The organism is Providencia sp. PROV129, assembly GCF_028482245.1.
GTDB lineage: Bacteria > Pseudomonadota > Gammaproteobacteria > Enterobacterales > Enterobacteriaceae > Providencia > Providencia vermicola.
This window is the reverse complement of the sequence record NZ_JAMPQD010000017.1, coordinates 47655-71920: the sequence shown is the minus strand read 5'-3', so window position 1 is coordinate 71920 and position 24266 is coordinate 47655. Positions and strand designations below refer to the sequence as shown.

Sequence of the window (24266 nt, the reverse complement as noted above, 5' to 3'; positions counted from 1 at the left end):
ACTTAGTAGTCACTCGGCTTTGTTGCCGTTCCTGTGACAATCGCAACACTGGCACTCGCACCAACTCGGTTTGCGCCCGCTTCAATCATTTTAATCGCAGTTTCACGGTCACGCACGCCACCAGAGGCTTTGACACCGATTTCGCTGCCAACGACTTTACGCATTAACGCAACATGGTGCTCAGTCGCCCCCATTGTACTGAAACCTGTTGAAGTTTTCACAAAACCGACGTTAATTGTGCGGCAAATTTCACAAACTTGTGTAATTTCTTCATCAGTTAACAGGCAATTTTCTAAAATGACTTTTAATGTTGCATTACCGCAGGCAGCAAATACGGCTTCAATATCTTTACGGACAAAGTCTAAATCGCCACTTTTTAACATGCCAACATTAATCACCATATCCACTTCATCCGCACCGCGGCGCACAGCTTCAGCTGCTTCAAAAGCTTTTGCTTCTGTTAAGCAAGCACCTAATGGGAAGCCTACCACACAGCAAACTTTTACATCGCTGTTTTTTAAAAGTTCATTGGCTAAAGGAACATAGCCTGTATTTACACATACGGAAGCAAAGTGGTGTTCAGCCGCTTCTGCACACAATTTTGTGATATCGCTGACAGTTGCGTTAGCAGCAAGTAAAGTGTGATCAATATATTTTGCTAAGTCTTGCATTTTCAACTTTCCTATATAAATGTGGGATAGACAACAAAGAATGAGGAAATGTGGTAGATGTAACACTTGATCATTCGTTATTCGAGATCCTAATCACAAATGATATTTTTGCAACATGATAATGTTACTATCATATCATTATGTGATTTATTTAACACGAGGGGCATCATGGATATAGCAGTTATTGGTTCAAACATGGTTGATTTGATCACTTACATTGATCAAATGCCAAAAGAAGGCGAAACGTTAGAAGCGCCCGCGTTCAAAATAGGTTGTGGTGGTAAAGGTGCGAATCAGGCGGTTGCCGCTGCTAAATTAAATTCAAAAGTGATTATGTTAACCAAAGTTGGAGATGACATTTTCGCAGATAATACCATTCGTAACCTTGAATCTTACGGTATTAACACCCGTTATGTTGAAAAAGTGCCTTGTACATCAAGCGGTGTTGCACCGATTTTTGTTAATCAAAACTCATCAAACAGTATTCTGATCGTCAAAGGCGCCAACAAGTTCTTATCACCTGAAGATATCGACCGTGCAGCGGAAGATCTGAAGAAATGTAAGTTGATCGTTCTGCAATTAGAAGTGCAGTTAGAAACAGTTTATCACGCGATTTCATTTGGTAACAAACATGGGATCCCTGTCCTGCTTAACCCAGCTCCTGCACAGCGCTCGCTTGATCTGGATTTTGCTTGCCGTTGTGATTTCTTTGTGCCGAATGAAACGGAATTAGAAATTTTAACCAATATGCCAGTCGACACGATGGATAACGTCCGCCGAGCAGCACAATCTCTGCTGGATAAAGGGTTAAAAAACCTCATTGTGACCTTAGGGGAAAAAGGCGCTTTGTGGATGACCCGCGATAGCGAGTTATACATACCGGCAATCAAAGTGAATGCCATCGATACAAGTGGTGCGGGAGATGCCTTTATTGGTTGTTTCTCTCATTATTATGTACACACGGGGAATATTGAAGAAGCACTGAAAAAAGCAGTGATGTTTTCTGCATTTAGTGTGACAGGGAAAGGGACTCAATCTTCTTATCCAAGTGTTGAGCAATTCAATGAATTTGTGCAAATCAACACCTCAAACGCATAGCTAAATAATAAAACTCAACGTAGCTGTATACCCTTTGACGTATTAATCCGCCATTAGAGCAGAATAGGAACTCCTAGGGTATAAATTATAAAAATATAAGGGTTACTATGAACATTAAGAACATCACTCAGTTACCTGATGGGTACCTGAGTCGGACTCCTCTATTCCAATTTATCCTACTATCGTGCTTATTCCCTTTGTGGGGATGCGCCGCAGCATTAAATGATATTTTAATTACCCAGTTCAAAAGTGTCTTTGAACTCAGTAACTTCGCATCAGCTTTAGTACAAAGTGCATTCTATGGCGGGTACTTTTTAATTGCGATCCCAGCCTCTTTAGTGATCAAAAAAACCAGTTATAAATATGCGATTATGGTGGGGTTAATTCTCTATATCGCAGGTTGCAGTATGTTTTTCCCTGCGTCCCATATGGCAACTTATACTATGTTCTTGGCGGCAATCTTCGCCATTGCGATTGGTTTAAGCTTCCTTGAAACTGCAGCGAACACTTACAGCTCAATGATTGGCCCTAAACAATACGCCACATTACGCTTAAATATCAGCCAAACATTCTACCCAATTGGTGCTGCGGGCGGGATCTTACTGGGTAAATATTTAGTCTTCTCCGAAGGGGATAGCTTACAAAGCCAGATGGCAGGCATGAATGCAGAACAAATTCATGAATTTCGCTTAGCGATGTTGGAAAACACCCTCGAACCTTACCGTTATATGATTATGGTATTGGTGGTGGTGATGATCCTCTTCCTCATTACTAAGTTCCCGAAATGTAAAGTGGCAGAAACCCAAGATCATAAACGCCCAACCGCATTAGAAACCTTAAGATATTTAGCAAAAAATAGCCGCTTTAGAAAAGGGATCATTGCCCAGTTTTTATATGTGGGTATGCAAGTTGCGGTTTGGTCATTCACTATCCGTTTAGCGCTGGAAATGGGCGATATTAACGAACGTGATGCCTCGAATTTCATGGTGTACAGCTTTGCGTGTTTCTTTATTGGTAAGTTTATCGCCAATATCTTAATGACTCGCTTTAATGCCGAAAAAGTCCTGATTATTTACTCGGTGATTGGTGCACTGTTCTTAATTTATGTTGCATTTATTCCTAGCTTCACCGCGGTCTATGCCGCCGTGATGGTGAGTATTCTGTTTGGGCCTTGCTGGGCAACAATTTATGCAGGCACATTGGATACAGTAGATAACGAACACACTGAAATGGCAGGGGCGGTGATTGTGATGGCAATTGTCGGTGCTGCTGTGGTGCCTGCCGTTCAAGGTTACGTGGCCGACGTATTACATTCCCTACAACTCTCTTTCTTAGTTTCAATGCTGTGCTTTGTGTATGTCGGTATTTATTTTGTTGGAGAACGCCGCTTTAAAGCGAAGCAAGAAGCCAAATAATCTCTAGTTTGGGTAGTGAAAGCTACCCAATTTCCTTTATTAACCGTGAGTATGAAAATGAATACACAAATTCCTCTTCACAAAAGCGTATTTACGGAAAACCCGACGCTTATTCTTAAAAATGACCAATTCACCGCCACTGCATTTCGTTATCACACTGGCGTGGAAGGTTTACGTATTGAAAATCAACAAGGTTATCTAACGATTTTACCTTTTTTAGGGCAAATGATTTGGGATGCCGAATTTTGTGGCCAAAATCTGAAAATGGAAAATATGTTTTCAGCGCCTAAATCGGTTCCTACAGTCATTGAAACCTATGGTTGCTTTGCTTTTCACTCAGGATTAATCAGTAATGGCTGCCCTTCACCAGAGGATAACCACCCATTGCACGGCGAAATGCCTTGCGCACCGATGGACAGCGCATGGCTAGAATTGACCGAAAACGGTTTAAAAATTTGCGGCGAATATGAATATGTGATGGGGTTTGGCCACCATTACCACGCCGCGCCGTCTGTTTCATTAAAGGCAAATAGCTCATTGTTTGATATTCATATGTCTGTGACAAATTTGGCCTCAGTGCCAATGCCACTTCAATATATGTGCCACATGAATTATGCCTATGTGGATGATGCTACATTGACCCAAAATATTCCTGAGCAAGCGATCAAATTACGTGAATCGATACCTGGGCATGTTCACCCAACGGAAAAATGGCTTGAATTTAACGAGGCATTGAAATCGGGAGCCGTAAAGCTAAATCAGCTTAATCAGCCACAAATGTGTGACCCTGAAATTGTGTTCTTTATGGATAACCTGAGCCAATATACAGAAAACCCTGAGTTTAGAATGACTTCACCCGCAGGAGATACCTTTGTTACGCAATTTAAGTCCAGCGAATTGAATTATGCGACGCGTTGGATTTTATATAATGGCGACCAAAAAGTGGGGGCGTTTGTATTACCTGCAACGTGCAGACCTGAAGGTTTTTTAGCGGCGGAGAATAACCAAACCTTAATTTGGCTAGAGGCAGGAAAAACCCGTGAGTTTACGGTAACTACAGGTGTTGAAAAGTAGTTTTTCACAACATAAGGCAGCAAGTTGCTGCCTTTTATTCATATTGTTGACACTCTTCTTCTAAATCAGCTAGTAATTGCGCGGCATCATTAACGGGCGTTTTTTTTCCATCAGACTGCATCATCAACGCGACCTTAATATTCGCTTCATGCATATCAGGTAAAATTTCTGTCATTAAGTGTTCAAGGGTAAATGGCATGGGCGTAAAATTGGCCCATTCACCGATTAAACACAATTCGACATACGCTTTCGCAGGCCATAAGGGTAAAGAAAGGCACTTATCATCATGCCATGTAGTGATGAGGTTTTGTCCATCGCCGATACTCCAAACCTGCTGCCAATCGGCGATTTTACCGACAAAATAGCGGTATTTTTGTGAAGTACTTAAAGCCAAAACGTTTTGAATTTCTTTCTCATTAGGGGAAAATATTGGACTATTCATTATTAGACGGTCTAAAAAGTAATTGATAATTATTGGGAAAATTATATTTATAATTGTTATCTTAATAACAAGATAACGTAAAACAATGCACAGTAAAACGATTAAAAAATATCTATCAGATGAATTTTAGGGCGGTTAGAGATGATAGAAGTCTTACTTGAAAAATATGCCATTGGCATGACCATCATCGCAGCATGCCTCATGCTGTATGTCTTTTTTGAGATATTCCATAAACGACGTAAACATAAGCACAAACATAAAAGCATTATTATTCATGTTATTCAAACAGTTGTATTATGTTCTGTCGTTGTGGTCGCGGCGCAATATGTGGATATGGCCGCGGCTGATTTTGATTTGAATTTTATTTCCACACCGCTGGTCAATTTTATCACGATCGCATTAATTGCTTTGATTTTAATGCGAAAATTGTTTCAACTTGCCAATCGGTTAGAGAAGACACAAATCAAAAAGGGCAGTGACCCAACTTCGGCTCGTATTGTGGCCCGGGTGTTTAAAACCACGGTATTTGTCGTTATGGTACTGTTGTTTGGTGAACACTTTGGTATGAGCCTATCAGGACTGATGGCCTTTGGTGGCATCGGTGGTATTGCCATCGGTATGGCGGGTAAGGATATCCTGAGTAATTTTTTCTCAGGGTTGATGCTGTATTTTGACCGCCCGTTTAATATTGGGGATTGGGTGAGTTCACCCGATAGAAATATTGAAGGTACGGTAGTGGAAATTGGTTGGCGGATCACCAAGATCATCACGTTCGACCATCGGCCATTGTATATTCCAAACTCAGTATTTTCGTCCATTAGCGTGGAAAACCCTGGGAGAATGACTAACCGTCGGATCAAAACTGAATTAGGTTTACGTTATGAAGATTCCGATAAAATTGGTGCGATCGTCGACGATATTCGCACAATGCTACAGCAAGATGAAAATATTGATACCAGCCAAACTCTGCTGGTGTATTTTGATGCGTTTGCAGATTCATCGTTAAATATTATGGTGTACTGCTTTACTAAAACGACGGTTTGGGCTGAGTGGTTAGCGGCGCAACAGGACGTCTATTTAAAGATCATTGAGATTGTTAAGCGCCACGGCGCAGACTTTGCATTCCCTTCTCAAACATTGTATGTGGAAAAAAACCACTAACGTCCCATACAGGATAAATTGACCGACTGATTTCATAGATTTTTGCTATTAGTTGGTCATTTTATCTATAAATTTTAGTTTATCTGATTTTATATTTTGGTTAAGGTGTCGAGTAGCATGAATATTTTTATGCTATTAACCAGTGGCTTATAAAAAACATTCGACTCCACTCATTTCCCGCTTTTTTACCACAGTGCAAATCATTTCAATTCCCTGATCTATCAAGTATATTGACCGCCTCTTTTCCTCAGCTAACTAAGAGCCAGACTGCTATGAACAAAATCAATGTGGCATGTAGCCAGGGGGTCGCAATCTATTTCACTAACCAATTTCAGTGGGTAGATGTTCGCGATGCACAGTTAAACAATATTGCTGCGGTAGTGCTATCTGAACAAGATGCTGACCAAGGGCTGTGGGAAAGGATAGCTCAGAGTAAACTGAGTATTCCGCTGTTTATCATCAGTGATAAACAGCTACCAACAAATGAGAGTTTACCGCCATACATCACGGCATTATTACCACCAACGCCATCGGAGCGGGAAGAAAATAGTCGCCAATTGCTTGATGCTGCCAATCAGTACCTAGAGCAGTTATTACCGCCATTTTTTGCGCGAATGATGGATTATGCTGCGGGTCATAACGTTACGTTTGCCTGCCCTGGCCATCAAGGTGGGCAATTTTTCCGCCGCCACCCAACGGGAGAGCAATTTTACCAATTTTACGGTGAAAATTTATTCCGTACCGATTTATGCAATGCGGATGTCGCGATGGGAGACTTGCTGATCCACGAAGGTGCAGCTAAAGAAGCCCAAAAGTTTGCGGCAAAAGTGTTTAATGCAGACAAAACCTATTTTGTTCTCAATGGGACATCATCTTCCAATAAAGTGGTGCTCAATGCATTATTAACACCTGGTGATTTGGTGTTATTCGATCGCAACAACCATAAATCCAACCACCACGGTGCATTAATTCAAGCGGGTGCTACCCCCGTTTATTTAGAGACGGCGCGTAACCCGTTTGGCTTTATTGGTGGTATTGATGCCCATTGCTTTGAAGAGCGTTATTTACGTGAGTTAATCCAAGATGTGATGCCTGAAAAAACGCAACAAACGCGCCCTTTTCGCTTGGCGGTGATCCAACTCGGTACTTACGACGGCACCGTGTATAACGCAAGGCAAGTGGTCGATAAAATAGGCCACTTATGTGACTATATTTTATTCGACTCGGCGTGGGTGGGTTATGAACAGTTCATCCCGATGATGCGCCAGTGTTCCCCTTTGTTGCTTGAATTAAATGAAAGTGACCCAGGCATTATGGTCACTCAGTCAGTGCACAAGCAACTGGCGGGGTTTTCACAAGCGTCACAAATTCACAAAAAAGATAACCATATCAAAGGACAAGAACGTTTTGTTTCCCATAAGAAACTGAATAATGCCTTTATGATGCACGCCTCTACTAGCCCATTTTATCCCTTATTTGCCTCGTTAGATGTTAATGCACGCATTCACCAAGGCGCAGCGGGTGAAATGATGTGGATGGATTGCGTAAAAACGGGTATTGAAGTGCGCAAATCAATTTTCCAGCACTGTCGCTATTTTAGGCCGTTTGTGCCTGAATTGATTGACGGAAAAGCATGGCATGAATACCCGACAGAACAAATTGCTTCGGAACAACGTTTTTTCAATTTTATCCCTAAGGAACGTTGGCATGCCTTTGAGGGCTATGCTCAAGACCAATATTTTGTCGACCCATGCAAACTCATGTTAACGACGCCTGGTATTGATGTCGAAAGTGGGGAATATGAGTCGTTTGGCGTACCTGCAACTATTTTGGCGCATTTTTTACGTGAACACGGTGTGATCCCTGAAAAATGTGACTTAAACTCGATTTTATTTTTATTAACCCCTGCAGAAACGACGGAAAAACTCGCACTGTTAGTTTCTCATTTAGTACGCTTTGAACAATTATTGGATGAAGATGCGTTCTTAGAAGATGTACTTCCATCAGTATACCAGCGCTACCAAGAGCATTATCAAGGTTATACATTGCGTCGTTTATGCCAAGAAATGCATCAATTGAGCGTTAATGACAATATCAAGCAGTTGCAAAAAGAGATGTTCCGCAAGGCGCATTTCCCTGAAGTCAAAATGAACCCACAACAAGCGCATTTAGAATTTATTCGTGGCAATTGTGAGCTATTGCCATTGGATGAACTCGAAGGGCGCATTGCGGTAGAGGGCGCTTTGCCATATCCACCTGGCGTCTTATGTGTTGTGCCTGGGGAGGTGTGGTCAGGCCCTGTACTGCGTTATTTCAAAGCTCTTGAAGCGGGGATTAATGCGTTACCAGGCTTCGCACCTGAGCTGCAAGGCGTGTATATTTCGAAAAATGAAGGCGAGAAAAAACGTGTCTATGCGCATGTTTTAAAATAATTTCCTTCGTATTCAGACTTTAAGCGTAGATTTTGCCTTATCGGGTCGTTACATTGGAGTCAGAGCCATCTCTGACTCCAAATTTATAAGGTAAGGTATGAGCAAAAAAATCATTCTTGATTGTGACCCTGGTCATGATGATGCTATCGCATTATTACTGGCTTACGGTAACCCAGATATCGATTTATTGGCTGTAACAACCGTTGCAGGTAACCAAACCCTTGAAAAAGTGACTCGTAATGCACTGGCAATCGCTGAAATGGCGAAGATCACGGGTATTCCATTTGCTGCGGGTTCGATTCGCCCATTAGTTCGTGGCATTGAGGTTGCACCTGATATTCACGGCGATTCAGGGCTTGATGGGCCTGTATTACCCACGCCAACTTTACAGCTTGATGAAAGGCATGCTGTTTCATTGATTATCGATACCATCATGTCTCACCCACCGAAAACCGTCACATTAGTTCCGACAGGTGCGCTGACAAACATTGCCCTTGCTGCTCGTCTTGAGCCACGTATTGTTGAGCGGGTGAAAGAGGTGGTTTTGATGGGAGGTGGCTACCATGTCGGTAATTGGAGTGCGGTGGCGGAGTTTAATATCAAAATTGATCCTGAAGCGGCGCATATTGTCTTTAATGAAAAATGGCCATTAACGATGGTTGGGCTAGACTTGACCCATCAAGCATTGGCAACACCTGAAATCGTAAACGAAATTGCTGCGATTGGTACCGATTGTTCGCAATTTGTCGTTGAACTACTGGATTTTTTCGGCAAGATGTATAAGCAAGCTCAAAACTTTGATGCCCCACCTGTTCATGACCCTTGTGCAGTCGCTTATGTGATTGACCCTTCAGTAATGACCACGCAAAAAGTCCCTGTGGATATCGAACTTACTGGTTCACTCACACTTGGCATGACCGTTGCTGATTTCCGCCATCCTGCTCCAGTGGATTGCCATACGCAGGTTGCCGTCAAACTTGATCATCAAAAGTTTTGGCAATTAATTGTGAATTCTTTAAAAAATATTGGATAATCAATGAGTAATGAATTAGAACAATTGCCTTACGAGGCGTTGATTGAACGTAGTATGAACAGCCTACAAGCGAAAAACCAATTTCATTGTGAGACATGGAAGCTGGATGAGGCTGATTGGTCGGTTGATCAAGATGAAGGTACCATTATCTTTCATGCTCCTGATAACATTGTAGCGACGGCGCCTGTTCAGATTATTGGTACTTATGATCAAAGCCAAGGCAGCTGGATGTGGAGTTGGGCGAATACGTCAATTGATAGTGCGTTAGCGCAAGATGCGATCGCAGTAAAAGCCTATGGCGAGCGTAAAGACAATGCATTACTGACGGCTCGTGTTAGCCAAATAGAAGAATATGATGCGTGGCAATTAACGGCATTGGCTTGCGAACTAAACCAGCAGCAAGGTGTTTACCGTGGTATTGCAGGACATACGTTGATTTTTATGACATTTGGTGACGTTTCCCTTCGTCAAAATTAACGTTGCTGCCTTATTGGCTTCTAATAGGGCATTTTCGCGCCTACGTCATTTTATCGTATTGTTTATAATTAGTTTTTAAACAGGAACTGCTTTATGTTAACGATTGCACTTGATGCAGCTCATCTAGTTAAAAATCTCGCCCTTGATGCGTTTCAAAGTGCAGGTAAATTCGATTACAAGCCAGATCGCTCGGTGGTAACTGAAACAGATTTACGTGTCGAAGAACAAATTCGTGAATTATTTGCCAAGCGTACGCCAAGTGTACCTGTTTTAGGTGAGGAGTTTGGTTTTACGGGGGAGCAAAAATTTACCTCTGGCTGGGTAATTGACCCAATTGATGGAACGCGTGCATTTATCTATGGTGTGCCATTGTTCAGTACTTTGATTGCTTATGTGGAAAATGGTGAGCCACTACTCAGCGTGATTAGCTTCCCTGCAATTTCGACGATGGTGTATGCCTCTCAAGGCGAAGGGTGCTGGATAGATATCAGTGGGCAGCCGTTACGGCAGTTAACATTAGGGCCTGATTCGCCAAAATCACTTTCAAACGCGGTGATTAGTGCATCGGGCATTCATAGCAGTAACTACAACCGCCGTGAGGGTACACAGGTATATAACCTTGATGCCGTGGTGGGGCAAGCCCGTGATTTTATTTTTGCTAACGATGCATACCAGCATGCCATGGTTGCAGCAGGGCGCATTCATGGCGCGATTGATACTATTATGAAGCCTTGGGACAGTGCTGCGTTAATTCCCTGTATACGTGAAGCGGGCGGTGAAGTTTGTGCGCTTAATGGCGAACGTGAGCAAGCCATGTTTGCGGGGAGTTTATTATCTGCCGCAAGCCCTGAGCTTGCAGACCAACTTATTGAATTGCTCAATAGTTAATCATTAATGGCGGGGTTGGTTTACCTCGCCATATCATCACCCACAATACTAATCCTTCTATTTTTCCTTCATTACTTAATTAGGTCTAAGTAATTTTACTTATTCAATTTATTTGAATTAAACAAGCTATTTTATTAGCTTTAACTCAAATAACCTTTGGGGCTATGATATGTCCATCGAAGGCAACACGGGTTGCCTCCCCAAATAAACACTGAAGGAATTATATTATGAACATGTTTAAAACTCTGATGGCAGCTTCTGTATTATCTATGATGGCATTTGGCGCTTCAGCAGCAACCTTAACTGCAACAGGCGATACACTGGACTCAGCAGAAGCGATTATTGCCGCTAAAGCAAAAGCAGCAGGTGCAGATAGCTACACAATTACCAGTGCTCGTATGGGTAATGTCGTCACAATGAGTGCAGAAACCAAATAATTTGGTAGCCAAAAAACTTATTGAAATATTTTATCTAAAATGGCGCTTATCCAACTTTTAAATGTAAGCGCCATCAAGAAAATTATTATCTTCTATACTAAATAAGAGTACTTCCCCTGTTCTAAGGAGTTGTTGCCATGAGTTTCAAATATAACCGTTTAGATAAAAACAATGCTGCAGTATTACTTGTTGACCACCAAACAGGTTTGTTATCACTAGTTCGTGACCAAGACCCAGACAAGTTTAAGAACAGTGTTTTAGCATTAGCTGATCTCGCCAAATATTTTAACTTACCAACGATTCTCACGACCTCTTTCGAAAATGGCCCTAATGGCCCATTAGTCCCTGAATTAAAAGAAATGTTTCCAGATGCACCATATGTTGCACGCCCAGGGCAAATCAATGCGTGGGATAACGAAGAGTTTGTTAAAGCCGTGAAAGCAACAGGTAAAAAGCAGTTAATTATTGCAGGTGTGGTAACAGAGGTCTGTGTGGCATTCCCTGCGCTATCTGCTTTAGAAGAGGATTATGAAGTATTCGTGATAACGGATGCATCAGGGACTTTCAACCCAATTACACGTGATGCCGCTTGGGATAGAATGTCCAAAGCTGGTGCTCAGCTGATGAGTTGGTTTGGTGCAGCATGTGAGTTACACCGTGACTGGCGTAATGACGTGGAAGGTTTAGGAACGCTGTTCTCAAACCATATCCCAGATTACCGTAACTTAATGACTAGCTATGCACTGCTTTCTGCGAAAAAATAGCGTGTGGCTGAGTATTAAAATGACATAATTGGTTTAGTAACCCCCGATATGTATTCGCGCATACCGGGGGTTAATTATTTAATACTATCATCTGATAGCCAGTCATAATCGATGTGTTGTTGGTCGGAATTAACAACTGTATTTTGATTACTACAGTCGTCATTCGATAACATTTTACAGGATGTATTTCTATTATCTTGTTTTATTCCTAGCCATTCTGAAAATAAATCAAATAAATAAAGCCCACTTCTTCGTGCTTGTATTATTTCTTTCGTATCAGAATCAGATGAGGTGATAAAAAGTGGGACATCAAAATTTTGATGACGGCTATAGCCATGAATTAGGTCTTGCTGTTGGTCGATAAAAGAGAGCCCATGATCTGAAAAATATAACATAGACCAAGTTTTTTGGGTTTTTGATAGTTCAGCGTACACTTGAGAAAGAAGTAAATCGGTGTTTTTTATACTCTGAATATAGCAAGATAAGTCTTTGTTTTTATAAAATGTATCGTACTGCTCAGAAACTCTTGTGCAAAATGGCGAGTGGCTACCAATTAAGTGAATAACAATTAATTTTTTAGGGGCAGGGTTATTAAGTGATTCAATAAACTTAGGTAAAACTGGACCATCATCCGAGATTACAGTATCAGAAATTTTTGCTTTACCACTAACAAAGTACGTTTTTCCCGCTTTTTTAGCAACAGAAGCAACTGGGCCATCATGTTTACCACTTTGTCCTTGTCGTGATATCCAAAACGTACTAAAACCTGCTTTGTTTGCCAATGTAATGATGTTGTTAGGCATTGTTGGGTACATAGAAAGGCTTCTTGATAATGATAAATTCGTAGATCCTGCTGCAGCTATGTAGTTATTATAAAAAATACCATTAATACTATTCATAAAAGGTGTGTTATTGATAGGAAACCCATAGTTACTCATGAAATCACGGCGTACACTTTCGCCTATAATGACAACATAAGTGTCATATGGACTATCGGTGGTGAGAGAACCGAAAGTGTTGTCCCCTTCTATCGATTTTTTTTCTGTATCTAAGTAGTCTAAATAGTACAAACTTTCAGTAAAAAACCTAATTTCAGGAAGGCCAGATGTTAAAAATAGTTTCGGGCTGTTGCTATAAACGGCTTTGAATGGTTGTATCAGTACCACGATAATAAAAAATGAAAACCCACCTATTCTTATTTTCTTATTAAAATTGAATTTAATTCGGCAAATAAAAATTCCAAAAAAGAACAGTAGGATAGACCAGATATAGTACCTTAAGTTTATGTTGCTAATAAACCCTTTAGCTTCTTCGGTATTAGTATAATAAAAAGATGAAAAAATATTATAGTCAGGAGGGCCATAAAGTACGCCAACAGGGAAATAAAGCGAGGCAACTACAGTGTAAAATAAGATAGTAGCTAAATAGAATTTTCTATACTTATTTATGAATATAGCTAATCCCGTAATAGCCAGTACATAAAAAGGCTTAAAGTGATACCCCATAGCATAGTGGACAAGTGTAAAAAATAGAAATATTTGGAGTATGTTTAATAATAAACTGTTTTTATTAAAAAATTTTGCTACTGGCATATTTTTATTTTGGGGTTCTATACGTTAAATTTATGAAAAATTTAACAACATACTTTTATGTTGTCACGAAAATTGGTTCTTTAGCTATTATTTTTTTGTTATTGGAAATAAAAAGACAGGCGCTATTGCAGCATAACTTCTATTCTATCCTCATTTTTGCCTGTGCTATAATAATCTATCTTAACTTTTTATGCTAAATTTATATATTGATGATACTCAACCAGGTAAAAATGCACGGAAACACGACAAATATAAAAAACAGTGAAAACAAGGGTTTTCAAGGTATGACAGGCTATAAGAACATTAATAGATTTTCCGTTGCTCCTATGCTCGATTGGACAGATCGCCACTGCCGCTATTTCCATCGGTTATTAAGCAAAAATACCTTGTTGTACACCGAAATGGTGACAACGGGGGCTATCATCTATGGAAAGGGAAACTACCTTGCGTTTAGTGAAGAAGAGCACCCTGTTTCATTGCAACTGGGTGGTAGCGACCCTGCAGCGTTAGCCCAATGTGCTAAATTGGCGGAAGAACGCGGTTATGATGAAATTAACTTAAATGTGGGTTGCCCATCTGACCGTGTACAAAATGGCCGTTTTGGAGCTTGTCTGATGGGGGATGCGCAGTTGGTGGCGGATTGTATAAAAGCGATGCAAGACGTGGTATCCATCCCAGTTACGGTCAAAACTCGCATTGGTATTGATGAGCAAGATAGCTACGAATTTTTGTGTGATTTTATCGAGACTGTTTCTAGCAAGGGCGGTTGTGAAATGTTTATTATCCATGCGCGTAAAGCATGGTTATCTGGACTAAGCCCGAAAGAAAACCGTGAAATCCCCCCATTAGATTACCCACGTGTTTATCAATTGAAGCACGATTTCCCGCATTTAACGATGGCGATTAACGGCGGTATTAAAACGTTAGAAGAAGCAAAAGAACACCTTCAACATATAGATGGCGTGATGGTGGGTCGCGAAGCATATCAAAACCCGTCTATTTTAACAGCGGTTGATAACCAATTGTTTGGTGAGCACTTTCCTGTGACGAATGGTGTTGATGCCGTGCGGGCGATGTACCCTTACATCGAAAAAGAGTTAACGAAAGGCGCTTATTTAGGTCATATGACTCGCCATATGTTAGGGATTTTCCAAGGTATCCCAGGTGCACGTCAGTGGCGTCGTCATTTAAGTGAGAATGCCCATAAAAAAGGGGCTGACTTAGCAGTGGTGGAGCAAGCGCTGGAGTTTGTGACTCGCGTCGAATAGTTATCATGTGGGGAAAAAAGCGCCAATTGGCGCTTTTTGCATATTGGGTCGCTTATTATGGAATCAGTAAACTCGAGCCTTGGGTTTTTCTTGATTCAATTGTGGCGTGGGCTTTTTGCGCATCTTTTAGAGCGAAAATTTGTGATTGCGGGACATCCACATTCACTTTTCCACTTAAAATCATATCAAACAACGCATTACTGGCTTGATCTAGCTCTGCACGGTTAGTGACGTAGACACCTAGAGAAGGGCGTGTCACATATAACCCGCCTTTTTGGTTGAGAATGCCCAAATTTACACCCGTGACAGGACCTGATGCATTACCAAAACTCACCATCAATCCGCGGCGTTTCAGTGAATCTAAAGAAGCAAGCCATGTGGATTGCCCAACAGAGTCATAAGCCACACTGACTTTTTCACCCTGAGTGATCGCTTTAACGCGTGCAGCGATGTCTTCGGTTTGGTAGTTAATCACCTCCCATGCACCCGCGTCTTTTGCACGCAGTGCTTTATCCGCAGAGCCCACGGTACCAATCATTTTGGCACCCAGTGCTTTTGCCCATTGGCAGGCAATTAGGCCTACGCCACCTGCTGCGGCATGGAATAAAAAGACTTCATCGCGTTTTAGCTGATAAGTTTGATGGAATAAATAATAAACGGTCATACCTTTTAATGAGCTGGCTGCTGCTTGTTCAAAGGTAATGCCATCAGGGAGATGGGCAACTGCACTTTCAGGAACATTGTGAACTTCACTATAAGCACCCAGAGGACCTTGAGCATAAACAACACGGTCACCTGGTTTGAAGCCTGTAACATGAGACCCCGTTTTCACAACAACACCCGCTGCTTCTGTGCCTAGGCCACAAGGAAGCTTGGCGACAGGATATAAACCGCTGCGAACATAGGTGTCGATAAAATTAATGCCGATTGCGCGGTTTTCAATTTGAATTTCGTTATCTGCTGGATTTGCTGGGGAATAATCTACCAATTTAAGTACGTCAGCGCCGCCATGTTGCGCGAACTCAATACGTTTTGCCATGACAATCTCCAATAAGAACCATTTAGTTTTGTTTACAATATCAATCGTTTTACTATAACGCCATGTTTCAATCAGAAGAATTATTGGTTTGTGCTTTTTGTTGAAAACGTTAGCAGGCAATTCTCTTGCCTGAGGGTGTAAAGAAAGCCACAACAAAAATCAGATTGGCGTATACTAGAAGCTGTTCGTTAATTATAGACTTGGATGCAAATGTATGGCTAAAAAACCCTCATCGAATTTTAAAACAGATGCCCCTCGGGATCACCAAATGGAAGGTTTGAAACTTCCACCGCACTCTCTTGAGGCGGAGCAATCTGTTTTAGGCGGTTTGATGTTGGATAACGAACGTTGGGATACTGTCTCTGAACGGGTCACACACGCTGATTTTTTTAGCCGCCCTCACCGCACGATTTTCTCGCAAATGCAATTATTGCTAGAGCGGGGCAAGCCTATCGACTTAATTACCCTGTCCGAATCCTTAGAGCAAGAAGGTGAGCTTGATAGCGTAGGGGGCTTTGCCTACTTAGCTGAATTATCCAAAAATACGCCAAGTGCGGCGAACATTAATGCTTATGCAGACATCGTTCGCGAACGTGCTGTTGTGCGTGACATGATTTCTGTCGCTAATGAAATTGCAGATGCGGGTTACGACCCACAAGGGCGTAGCAGTGAAGATTTGTTGGATTTAGCGGAAAGCAAAGTTTTCCAAATCGCAGAATCCCGAGCGAACAAAGATGAAGGGCCAAAAGGCATTGAAGCTATTTTGTCCGAAACTGTCGAAAAAATTGAGCAGCTTTACCAGCAACCTCATGATGGGGTAACGGGGGTTTCTACAGGTTATCAAGACCTTGATAAGAAAACTGCGGGGTTACAAGGTTCAGATTTAATTATCGTGGCAGCGCGTCCATCGATGGGTAAAACTACCTTTGCGATGAACTTGTGTGAAAATGCGGCGATGACAGAAGAAAAGCCAGTGCTTATTTTCAGCTTGGAGATGCCAGGTAACCAGATCATGATGCGTATGTTAGCGTCATTGTCCCGCGTCGACCAAACGCGTATCCGTACCGGACAACTCGATGATGAAGATTGGGCGAGAATTTCCAGTACCATGGGTATTTTGATGGAAAAACGCAACATGTACATTGATGACTCTTCAGGTCTAACCCCTACCGAAGTGCGTTCCCGTGCGAGGCGTATTTACCGTGAACATGGTGGTTTAAGCCTGATCATGATTGACTACCTTCAGTTAATGCGTGTTCCTTCGCTTTCTGATAACCGTACTCTTGAAATTGCCGAGATTTCTCGCTCGCTAAAAGCCTTAGCGAAAGAGCTTAATGTGCCTGTGGTGGCATTATCACAGTTGAACCGTAGCCTTGAGCAACGTGCGGATAAACGCCCCGTTAACTCCGACTTACGTGAGTCGGGGTCTATTGAGCAGGATGCGGACTTAATCATGTTCATCTACCGCGACGAGGTTTACCACGATAACAGCGAGCTTAAAGGGGTTGCGGAGATTATTTTAGGTAAGCAGCGTAACGGGCCAATTGGTACGGTACGGTTGACGTTTAATGGGCAGTGGTCGCGCTTTGATAACTATGCGGGGCCTGCTTATAACGACGAAGATTAAATACTCGTCAATACTCGTCATATTTTGCGCTGTCGCGGTGTTGGCTGCACTCAGCTACGCGAGTCACATACTTGTGTATGCTCCCCGCGATATCTTCGCTTGCCGCCTAGCGACAACCCAAACTATTTAGAGTATTGGGATTGGTGTATTGGAATGACTCGTCATACTTTGCGCTGTCGCGGTGTTGGCTGCACTCAGCTACGCGAGTCACATACTCGTGTATGCTCCCCGCGATATCTTCGCTTGCCGCCTAGCGACAACCCAAACTATTTAGAGTATTAGAGTATTAGAGTATTAGAGTATTAGAGTATTAGAGTATTAGAGTATTAGAGTATTAGAGTATTAGAGTATTCAAACTATTTAGAGTATTGGAATTAGAATATTAAAATTAAATGATTCATAAAAATAATATCGGATGGAAATTGATATTTTTTAGCGTATAACAAATAGAGAATAGACTAAGCTGCCAATGTGCAGCTTAATTTTTAGACAAATTAGAGAGAAGCAAACGAGGGGATCATGAAAGCGGCAACCGCATTAATAAACCGCCGCGCTCTGCGACACAACTTGCAACGGGTGAAAGAGATTGCACCCAATAGCCAACTGATTGCAGTTGTTAAAGCAAACGCTTATGGCCATGGGTTAGTTGGAGTGGGAAGTGCAGTGGAAGCGCTGGTGGACGGCTTTGGCGTGGCAAGGTTGAATGAGGCATTGCTACTGCGCCAACATGGCGTTACAAAGCCCGTCGTCTTACTGGAAGGGTTTTTTGAGCAGTCTGACTTAGTATTGATGGCAGAGCACAAAATTGACACCGTTATTCACTGCATCGAACAGCTTGAAATGCTTGAAGCGGCTAAGTTACCACATTCCCTCAAAGTTTGGATGAAATTAGATACAGGGATGCATCGCCTTGGTGTATTACCAAAAGACGCTGAGGCTTTTTATCAACGCTTGCAACGTTGCCAACATGTTGAACTGCCTATTAATATTGTCAGCCATTTCTGTCAAGCTGATGCGCCGCACTTGCCAACAACTCAACGTCAAATCGATTGCTTCAAACAGTTTATTGCAGGCAAAGAAGGCGAAAAATCTATCGCGGCATCCGCAGGTATCCTATTATGGCCTGAAGCTCACTATGACTGGGTTCGTCCAGGAATTATGATGTATGGCGCTTCTCCTCAAGAAGGAAAAAGCGCGGCAGATTTCGGCTTGCAGCCAGTCATGACTTTAAAATCCACCTTAATTGCTGTGAGAGAACATTCAGCAGGCCAATGTGTTGGCTACGGTGAAACGTGGTGCAGTGATCAAGATACTCGCCTTGGGGTTGTTGCCATTGGTTATGGCGATGGCTACCCGCGTAACGTGCCGTCTGGGACGCCAGTATTAATTAATGGGCGAAAAGTGCCGATTATTGGTCGTATTTCGATGGATATGACTGTCGTGGATTTGGGGTTAAATGCCACCGATAAAGTTGGTGATGACGTGGTTTTGTGGGGGAATGGACTGCCAGTTGAAGAAATTGCCGCACAAACGGGTATTATCAACTATGAGTTGCTCACTAAATTGACCTCACGAGTTGCGATGGAATATGTAGACGAATAGTCAACAAAGGGTTATTTTCAAGTAACAACGTAATAACCACGCTGAATAACGCAATGCGCGCTGACATTATCAGTGCCAAATAATGATTAGGAGATGTCCTGTGTTTGAACATGTTGATGCTTATCCGGGCGACCCAATTCTGTCGTTAATGGATGAATTTAATAAAGACACTCGTGATAACAAAATTAATCTGAGTATTGGTCTTTACTACGATGGTGAAGGTAAAACGCCTGAACTGGCAACGGTGGGTACCGCTAAAGCGTCACTAAACAAGTTACCTGCAAGTGCTTCCTTGTATTTACCAATGGAAGGCTTAAAAGATTACCGTCTTGAACTGCAAAAATTGGTATTTGGTGAAGATTGCCCGCTGATTGCACAAGAGCGTATTGCAACAGTGCAAACCATTGGTGGCTCTGGTGCATTAAAAATCGGTGCTGATTTCCTACATCAATACTATCCTGATTCAGAAGTTTGGTGCAGTGACCCAACATGGGAAAATCATGCCTCTATTTTCTCTGGTGCGGGCACAAAAGTTCATTATTACCCATACTTTGATGAAAAAACCAAAGGCGTTAAATTCGATGAAATGCTTGCAACCTTTAAGAAATTGCCAGCAAATAGCATCATTTTAATGCACCCATGTTGCCATAATCCAACGGGTTCTGATTTAACACCGGCGCAGTGGGATGAAGTCACGAAAGTGGCGATTGAACACAAACTGATCCCATTCTTAGATATCGCTTATCAAGGTTTTGCTGAAGGTATCAACGAAGATGCTTACGCGATTAGAGCGATGGTTAAAGCGGGTTTGACCTTGTTTGTCAGCAACTCATTCTCTAAAATCTTTGGTATCTATGGCGAACGTGCGGGTGGATTATCGGTGATTTGTGAAAATACCGATGAGCGCGATCGTGTATTAGGTCAGCTTAAAGCTGGTGTGCGCCGTTTATATTCAAGCCCACCCTCTAATGGGGCAAAAATTGTGGCTGCGGTACTGACCAACAGCGCAGAAAAAGCAAAATGGTTAGCAGAAGTGGAAGAAATGCGTTTACGTATTTTAGACATGCGCACCGTGTTGGTGGATGAGCTGAAAAAAGCGTTACCAACCAAAAACTTCGACCATTTATTGAAACAGCGCGGGATGTTCAGTTATACCGGTTTCACTAAAGAACAAGTGGCTCGTCTAAAAGACGAGTTTGCGGTGTATTTAGTGGGTACGGGCCGAGTATGTATGGCAGGTGTTAACCGCCACAATGTAAAACGTATCGTTGAGGCATTTGCTGCTGTTAGCCAATAGTTAAAGCTAACTCAATGATAAGTAAATAGACGCAGGCTAATCCCTGCGTTTTTTATTACTCGGTTATATTTATGAAACAATTAAGTCTATCTTCTCCTGTTTTATTCCTTGAATTTTTTGTCCGAAAATTTTCCTTTTTTGGTAAAGGTTCTACCCGAGCTCAATTACCTGAAGATGCGTTTTTCTATATGGGAACTTCAAAGGCTAGCCGATATCGTTATTTTGAACGTGTCCACGAAGAATTCATTCAGCGGGATAAATGTTTGCAAGAGTGGGGCTTCAATGCCTATCAACCTGTGATTTCATCACAAATGAGTCAAGAGCAACAACAAATTTGGCAATCACCATCAACGCGTGCAATCATGAAATTGACAGGGGAATACTTCCATGAAAATGAATGGGTTAGAGCGAAGAGTGAAACTAAAGTCGCAAAATATTCAGGTGATTGTGACGCGCTGATGTTTGAAAATATTCAGTCATTAGCCCCATACTATTTTGATGTTCATAGCGTGTCGGAACTAGGGGATATTACCACTCACTTCCCACGAAAAACGGTTCCATTGATGATAAAAGCGGGGGAAAGCGTCTGTTTTCTTTGCCGACGAGAAGAGTATGAGTTTATAGGGTGGGGAGGGAAACAACCTAATTTGAACCTAGTGATGTGGGTAAAAAATTACGGTTTTCATAGCCAATTACCTATTTGCGAACAAACTATTATTGATGGTTATGATGGTGCTCACCTCATTGAGCAAGAATACAAAATTCGAGACTTTAGAAAGAGCCATTTGCGTTTCGAATTGGGCTAATGAATACCCTTGCCAATAACACAAGGGTATTCATAGAATATTAGTAGCCGCGTTCTAAAATCGTCTTTAAGAACCTTGAAGTGTGGGACTTCTCACATTCGGCCACCTCTTCTGGTGTACCCGCGATGAGAATTTCACCGCCGCCGCTACCCCCTTCAGGGCCTAAATCAACAATCCAGTCTGCTGTTTTAATCACATCAAGGTTATGTTCAATGACGACAATGGTATTGCCTTGATCACGTAACTGATGCAGAACGACTAAAAGTTGTTGAATATCAGCAAAGTGTAAGCCTGTCGTTGGTTCATCCAAAATATAAATAGTTTGCCCTGTACCGCGTTTGGAGAGTTCCTTAGCCAGCTTAACACGCTGTGCTTCACCGCCTGATAACGTGGTCGCTGATTGGCCAAGACGAATATAGGATAACCCTACATCCATCAAGGTTTGCAGCTTACGAGCAAGGGCAGGAACCGCATCAAAAAACTCACGGGACTCTTCGATAGTCATATCGAGAACCTCATGAATGCTCTTACCTTTGTATTTGATTTCCAAGGTTTCGCGGTTATAGCGCTTACCTTTACACTGGTCACATGGCACGTAGACATCAGGCAAGAAGTGCATCTCAACCTTGATAACGCCATCACCCTGACAGGCCTCACAGCGCCCGCCTTTCACGTTAAAACTAAAGCGGCCTGGGTTATAACCGCGGGTACGGGACTCTGGCACCCCTGCAAATAACTCACGAACAGGAGTAAACACACCAGTATAGGTCGCAGGGTTAGAGCGCGGTGTTCGCCCTATTGGGCTTTGGTCAATATCAATGACTTTATCGAAATGTTCCAAGCCCTCAACATCCAAATAAGGTGCTGGGGTAATGGTGGTTGCCCCATTGAGTTGGCGCTGGGCAATTGGGAATAATGTGTCGTTAATCAGTGTGGATTTACCTGAGCCAGATACGCCCGTAATACAGGTAAATAACCCGACTGGCACTTTTAAAGTCACATTTTTCAGGTTGTTACCTTTTGCGCCAAACACAGTGAGCATTTTGTCTTTATTGACAGGAACTCGCTGTTTCGGAATTTCAATTCGTCGTTCACCGCTTAAGAACTTACCTGTTAAGGAGTCAGGATTCGCAACAATATCTTCTAATGTACCTTGGGCGACAATTTGACCACCATGTACCCCCGCACCTGGGCCAATATCAATCACATGATCAGCGGCGCGAATAGCATCTTCATCGTGCTCTACGACGATCACGGTATTGCCTAAATCACGCAGGTGGATCAAGGTTTCTAACAGGCGATCGTTATCCCGTTGATGCAGGCCAATTGACGGTTCATCAAGCACATACATCACACCCACTAAACCTGCACCAATTTGGCTAGCAAGGCGAATACGCTGTGCTTCACCACCTGATAAGGTATCTGCAGAGCGTGACAAACTTAAGTAGTTTAAGCCAACGTTAACTAGGAATTTAAGGCGATCACCAATTTCTTTCAGTACTTTTTCAGCAATTTGCGCGCGCTGGCCACTCAGCTTTAAGTTTTGGAAAAACTCCATCGCATGGCCAATACTGTAATCTGCGATTTCAGGTAACGTGGTGTTTTCAACAAATACAAAGCGCGCTTCTTTACGTAAACGCGTTCCATTACAAGAAACACAAGGGCGGTTACTGATATATTTCGCCAGTTCTTCACGAACGGCGGTGGATTCGGTTTCTTTATAACGGCGCTCCATATTATTGAGAACACCTTCGAATGGATGGCGGCGAACGGTAATATCCCCGCGATCATTACGATATTTAAACTCAATGGTTTCTTTGCCTGAACCGTACAAAATGATTTTTTGCACTGCAGGGCTGAGTGAATCATAAGGGGCTTCAACATCAAACTTATAGTGCTCAGCCAATGACATTAGCATCTGGAAATAATAAAAGTTACGACGATCCCAGCCGCGAATAGCGCCGCCTGCTAAAGAAATTTCTGTGTTTTGTAACACGCGTTCAGGGTCAAAAAATTGCTGAACGCCTAAACCATCACAGCTTGGGCAAGCCCCAGCTGGGTTATTGAAGGAAAACAGACGCGGTTCTAATTCCACCATGCTATAGCCACAAACGGAACACGCGAAGTTTGCAGAGAAGACCAGCTCTTCTGCTTGTGGATCGTCCATATCGGCAACAACAGCGGTACCACCAGAAAGCTCTAGCGCGGTTTCAAATGACTCAGCTAAACGTTGCGCGATGTCATCGCGGATTTTAAAGCGATCAACCACGACTTCAATGGTGTGCTTTTTCTGTAATTCGAGTTTAGGGGGATCAGAAAGATCGCAAACTTCCCCGTCAATGCGTGCGCGGATATAACCTTGGCTCGCTAAGTTATCGAGTAATTTAACGTGTTCCCCTTTACGATCTTTGACGACGGGAGCAAGTAACATCATACGGCGATCCATTGGCTGCGCTAAAACATTATCAACCATCTGGCTGACGGTTTGCGCTGCTAATGGAATATCATGATCAGGGCAGCGAGGCTCACCAACCCGCGCAAACAATAACCGCAAATAGTCATGAATTTCAGTGATGGTTCCCACGGTAGAACGTGGGTTATGTGAAGTGGACTTTTGTTCAATCGAAATCGCAGGAGAGAGCCCTTCAATATGGTCTACATCAGGCTTTTCCATTAAGGACAGGAACTGGCGCGCGTAGGCAGAAAGTGACTCAACATACCGGCGCTGGCCCTCTGCATACAGGGTATCAAAGGCTAAAGAGGATTTTCCAGAGCCTGACAAACCCGTGATAACAATCAGTTTATCACGAGGAATAACGAGATTGATGTTCTTCAGATTATGCGTGCGTGCGCCGCGGACTTCGATATTATCCATTTACCACTTCCCGGATGATTTGATATTGAACAATCGCAAGCGATCATTATCACATATTTTTCCCTGAATGGATATACAGTAGTCGTTATATTTTCCTACTCGTCATATTTCAACCCACAGCGGTGTTGGCTGCGCTCAGCTACGCAGGTCACATACTTATGTATGCTCCCTGCGATATCTTTGCTTGCCGCCTAGCTGTGAATTGAACTATTTAGAGTAGGACGTTTTAATGATGAAATTGGAAAACAAAAGCCAGAATTTATCGAAA

The 24266-nt window shown here is 42.4% G+C and carries 20 protein-coding genes; 15 read left to right on the top strand and 5 right to left on the bottom strand.

Translation table 11 applies throughout. The annotated features are described in order from the left end of the window. Nucleotides 1–2 precede the first annotated feature (2 nt). Nucleotides 3–671, bottom strand: coding sequence for a deoxyribose-phosphate aldolase (gene deoC, locus PSF27_RS13205; protein ID WP_206086302.1), 669 nt, complete (start codon nucleotides 669–671; stop codon nucleotides 3–5). Between the two features lie 168 nt (nucleotides 672–839). Here deoC and rbsK point away from each other — a divergent pair, with 168 nt between their 5' ends. From rbsK to PSF27_RS13190, 3 genes are all read left to right on the top strand, one after another. Then, the gene (gene rbsK / locus PSF27_RS13200; protein WP_206086303.1) at nucleotides 840–1769 is read left to right on the top strand and encodes a ribokinase; all 930 of its coding nucleotides are present in this window, start codon (nucleotides 840–842) and stop codon (nucleotides 1767–1769) included. A 107-nt stretch (nucleotides 1770–1876) separates the two neighbouring features. After that, nucleotides 1877–3184: an L-fucose:H+ symporter permease gene (gene fucP / locus PSF27_RS13195; protein ID WP_206086304.1), complete on the top strand. Its 1308-nt coding sequence runs from the start codon at nucleotides 1877–1879 to the stop codon at nucleotides 3182–3184. A 57-nt stretch (nucleotides 3185–3241) separates the two neighbouring features. Further along, nucleotides 3242–4258 carry an aldose 1-epimerase family protein gene (locus PSF27_RS13190; protein ID WP_272681629.1) on the top strand — a complete coding sequence of 339 codons (1017 nt, stop codon included), beginning with the start codon at nucleotides 3242–3244 and terminating at the stop codon, nucleotides 4256–4258. 34 nt (nucleotides 4259–4292) lie between these two features. Here the strand turns inward: PSF27_RS13190 and PSF27_RS13185 are convergent, their stop codons facing one another. Continuing rightward, a complete protein-coding gene (locus PSF27_RS13185; protein ID WP_272681628.1) occupies nucleotides 4293–4700 on the bottom strand; it encodes a DUF2750 domain-containing protein in 408 nt (135 codons plus the stop codon). A 141-nt stretch (nucleotides 4701–4841) separates the two neighbouring features. Here PSF27_RS13185 and PSF27_RS13180 point away from each other — a divergent pair, with 141 nt between their 5' ends. The 7 genes from PSF27_RS13180 (at nucleotide 4842) to ycaC (ending at nucleotide 11892) form a co-directional block, all read left to right on the top strand. Then, complete coding sequence (locus tag PSF27_RS13180) at nucleotides 4842–5861, top strand: mechanosensitive ion channel family protein (protein ID WP_206086307.1); 1020 nt, start codon at nucleotides 4842–4844, stop codon at nucleotides 5859–5861. A gap of 272 nt (nucleotides 5862–6133) precedes the next feature. After that, nucleotides 6134–8293: an ornithine decarboxylase gene (locus tag PSF27_RS13175; RefSeq protein WP_272681627.1), complete on the top strand. Its 2160-nt coding sequence runs from the start codon at nucleotides 6134–6136 to the stop codon at nucleotides 8291–8293. Between the two features lie 97 nt (nucleotides 8294–8390). Then, nucleotides 8391–9326 (top strand): uridine-preferring nucleoside hydrolase UriH, encoded by a 936-nt coding sequence (gene uriH / locus PSF27_RS13170; protein WP_206086309.1) that lies wholly within the window; start codon nucleotides 8391–8393, stop codon nucleotides 9324–9326. A 3-nt stretch (nucleotides 9327–9329) separates the two neighbouring features. Next, the gene (locus PSF27_RS13165; RefSeq protein WP_272681626.1) at nucleotides 9330–9803 is read left to right on the top strand and encodes a DUF6882 domain-containing protein; all 474 of its coding nucleotides are present in this window, start codon (nucleotides 9330–9332) and stop codon (nucleotides 9801–9803) included. Nucleotides 9804–9896: 93 nt separating this feature from the next. Beyond that, nucleotides 9897–10691, top strand: a complete 795-nt coding sequence (locus tag PSF27_RS13160) for an inositol monophosphatase family protein (RefSeq protein WP_272681625.1) — start codon at nucleotides 9897–9899, stop codon at nucleotides 10689–10691. Nucleotides 10692–10918: 227 nt separating this feature from the next. Continuing rightward, nucleotides 10919–11128, top strand: a complete 210-nt coding sequence (locus tag PSF27_RS13155; RefSeq protein WP_225820723.1) for a YdgH/BhsA/McbA-like domain containing protein — start codon at nucleotides 10919–10921, stop codon at nucleotides 11126–11128. Nucleotides 11129–11265: 137 nt separating this feature from the next. Continuing rightward, a complete protein-coding gene (gene ycaC, locus PSF27_RS13150; protein ID WP_272681624.1) occupies nucleotides 11266–11892 on the top strand; it encodes an isochorismate family cysteine hydrolase YcaC in 627 nt (208 codons plus the stop codon). 74 nt (nucleotides 11893–11966) lie between these two features. On the opposite strand, the gene PSF27_RS13145 is transcribed toward ycaC, so the two are convergent. Then, nucleotides 11967–13484 carry a phosphoethanolamine transferase gene (locus PSF27_RS13145; protein WP_272681623.1) on the bottom strand — a complete coding sequence of 506 codons (1518 nt, stop codon included), beginning with the start codon at nucleotides 13482–13484 and terminating at the stop codon, nucleotides 11967–11969. A gap of 284 nt (nucleotides 13485–13768) precedes the next feature. Between PSF27_RS13145 and dusA the strand changes: the two genes are divergently transcribed. Further along, entirely contained in the window at nucleotides 13769–14752 is a 984-nt protein-coding gene (gene dusA, locus PSF27_RS13140) for a tRNA dihydrouridine(20/20a) synthase DusA (protein ID WP_272681622.1), read from the top strand. 55 nt (nucleotides 14753–14807) lie between these two features. On the opposite strand, the gene PSF27_RS13135 is transcribed toward dusA, so the two are convergent. Then, nucleotides 14808–15791, bottom strand: a complete 984-nt coding sequence (locus PSF27_RS13135) for a quinone oxidoreductase (RefSeq protein WP_272681621.1) — start codon at nucleotides 15789–15791, stop codon at nucleotides 14808–14810. Between the two features lie 214 nt (nucleotides 15792–16005). Between PSF27_RS13135 and dnaB the strand changes: the two genes are divergently transcribed. The 4 genes from dnaB to PSF27_RS13115 all read left to right on the top strand — a co-directional run bounded on the left by dnaB (nucleotide 16006) and on the right by PSF27_RS13115 (nucleotide 21123). Beyond that, nucleotides 16006–17418: a replicative DNA helicase gene (gene dnaB / locus PSF27_RS13130; RefSeq protein WP_206086317.1), complete on the top strand. Its 1413-nt coding sequence runs from the start codon at nucleotides 16006–16008 to the stop codon at nucleotides 17416–17418. A 519-nt stretch (nucleotides 17419–17937) separates the two neighbouring features. Beyond that, nucleotides 17938–19020, top strand: a complete 1083-nt coding sequence (gene alr / locus PSF27_RS13125) for an alanine racemase (RefSeq protein ID WP_206086318.1) — start codon at nucleotides 17938–17940, stop codon at nucleotides 19018–19020. A 100-nt stretch (nucleotides 19021–19120) separates the two neighbouring features. Then, nucleotides 19121–20317: an amino acid aminotransferase gene (locus PSF27_RS13120; RefSeq protein ID WP_272681620.1), complete on the top strand. Its 1197-nt coding sequence runs from the start codon at nucleotides 19121–19123 to the stop codon at nucleotides 20315–20317. 71 nt (nucleotides 20318–20388) lie between these two features. Continuing rightward, the gene (locus PSF27_RS13115; protein ID WP_272574191.1) at nucleotides 20389–21123 is read left to right on the top strand and encodes a hypothetical protein; all 735 of its coding nucleotides are present in this window, start codon (nucleotides 20389–20391) and stop codon (nucleotides 21121–21123) included. Nucleotides 21124–21163: 40 nt separating this feature from the next. Here the strand turns inward: PSF27_RS13115 and uvrA are convergent, their stop codons facing one another. Beyond that, the gene (gene uvrA / locus PSF27_RS13110) at nucleotides 21164–23998 is read right to left on the bottom strand and encodes an excinuclease ABC subunit UvrA (RefSeq protein WP_272516346.1); all 2835 of its coding nucleotides are present in this window, start codon (nucleotides 23996–23998) and stop codon (nucleotides 21164–21166) included. Between the last annotated feature and the right edge of the window lie 268 nt (nucleotides 23999–24266).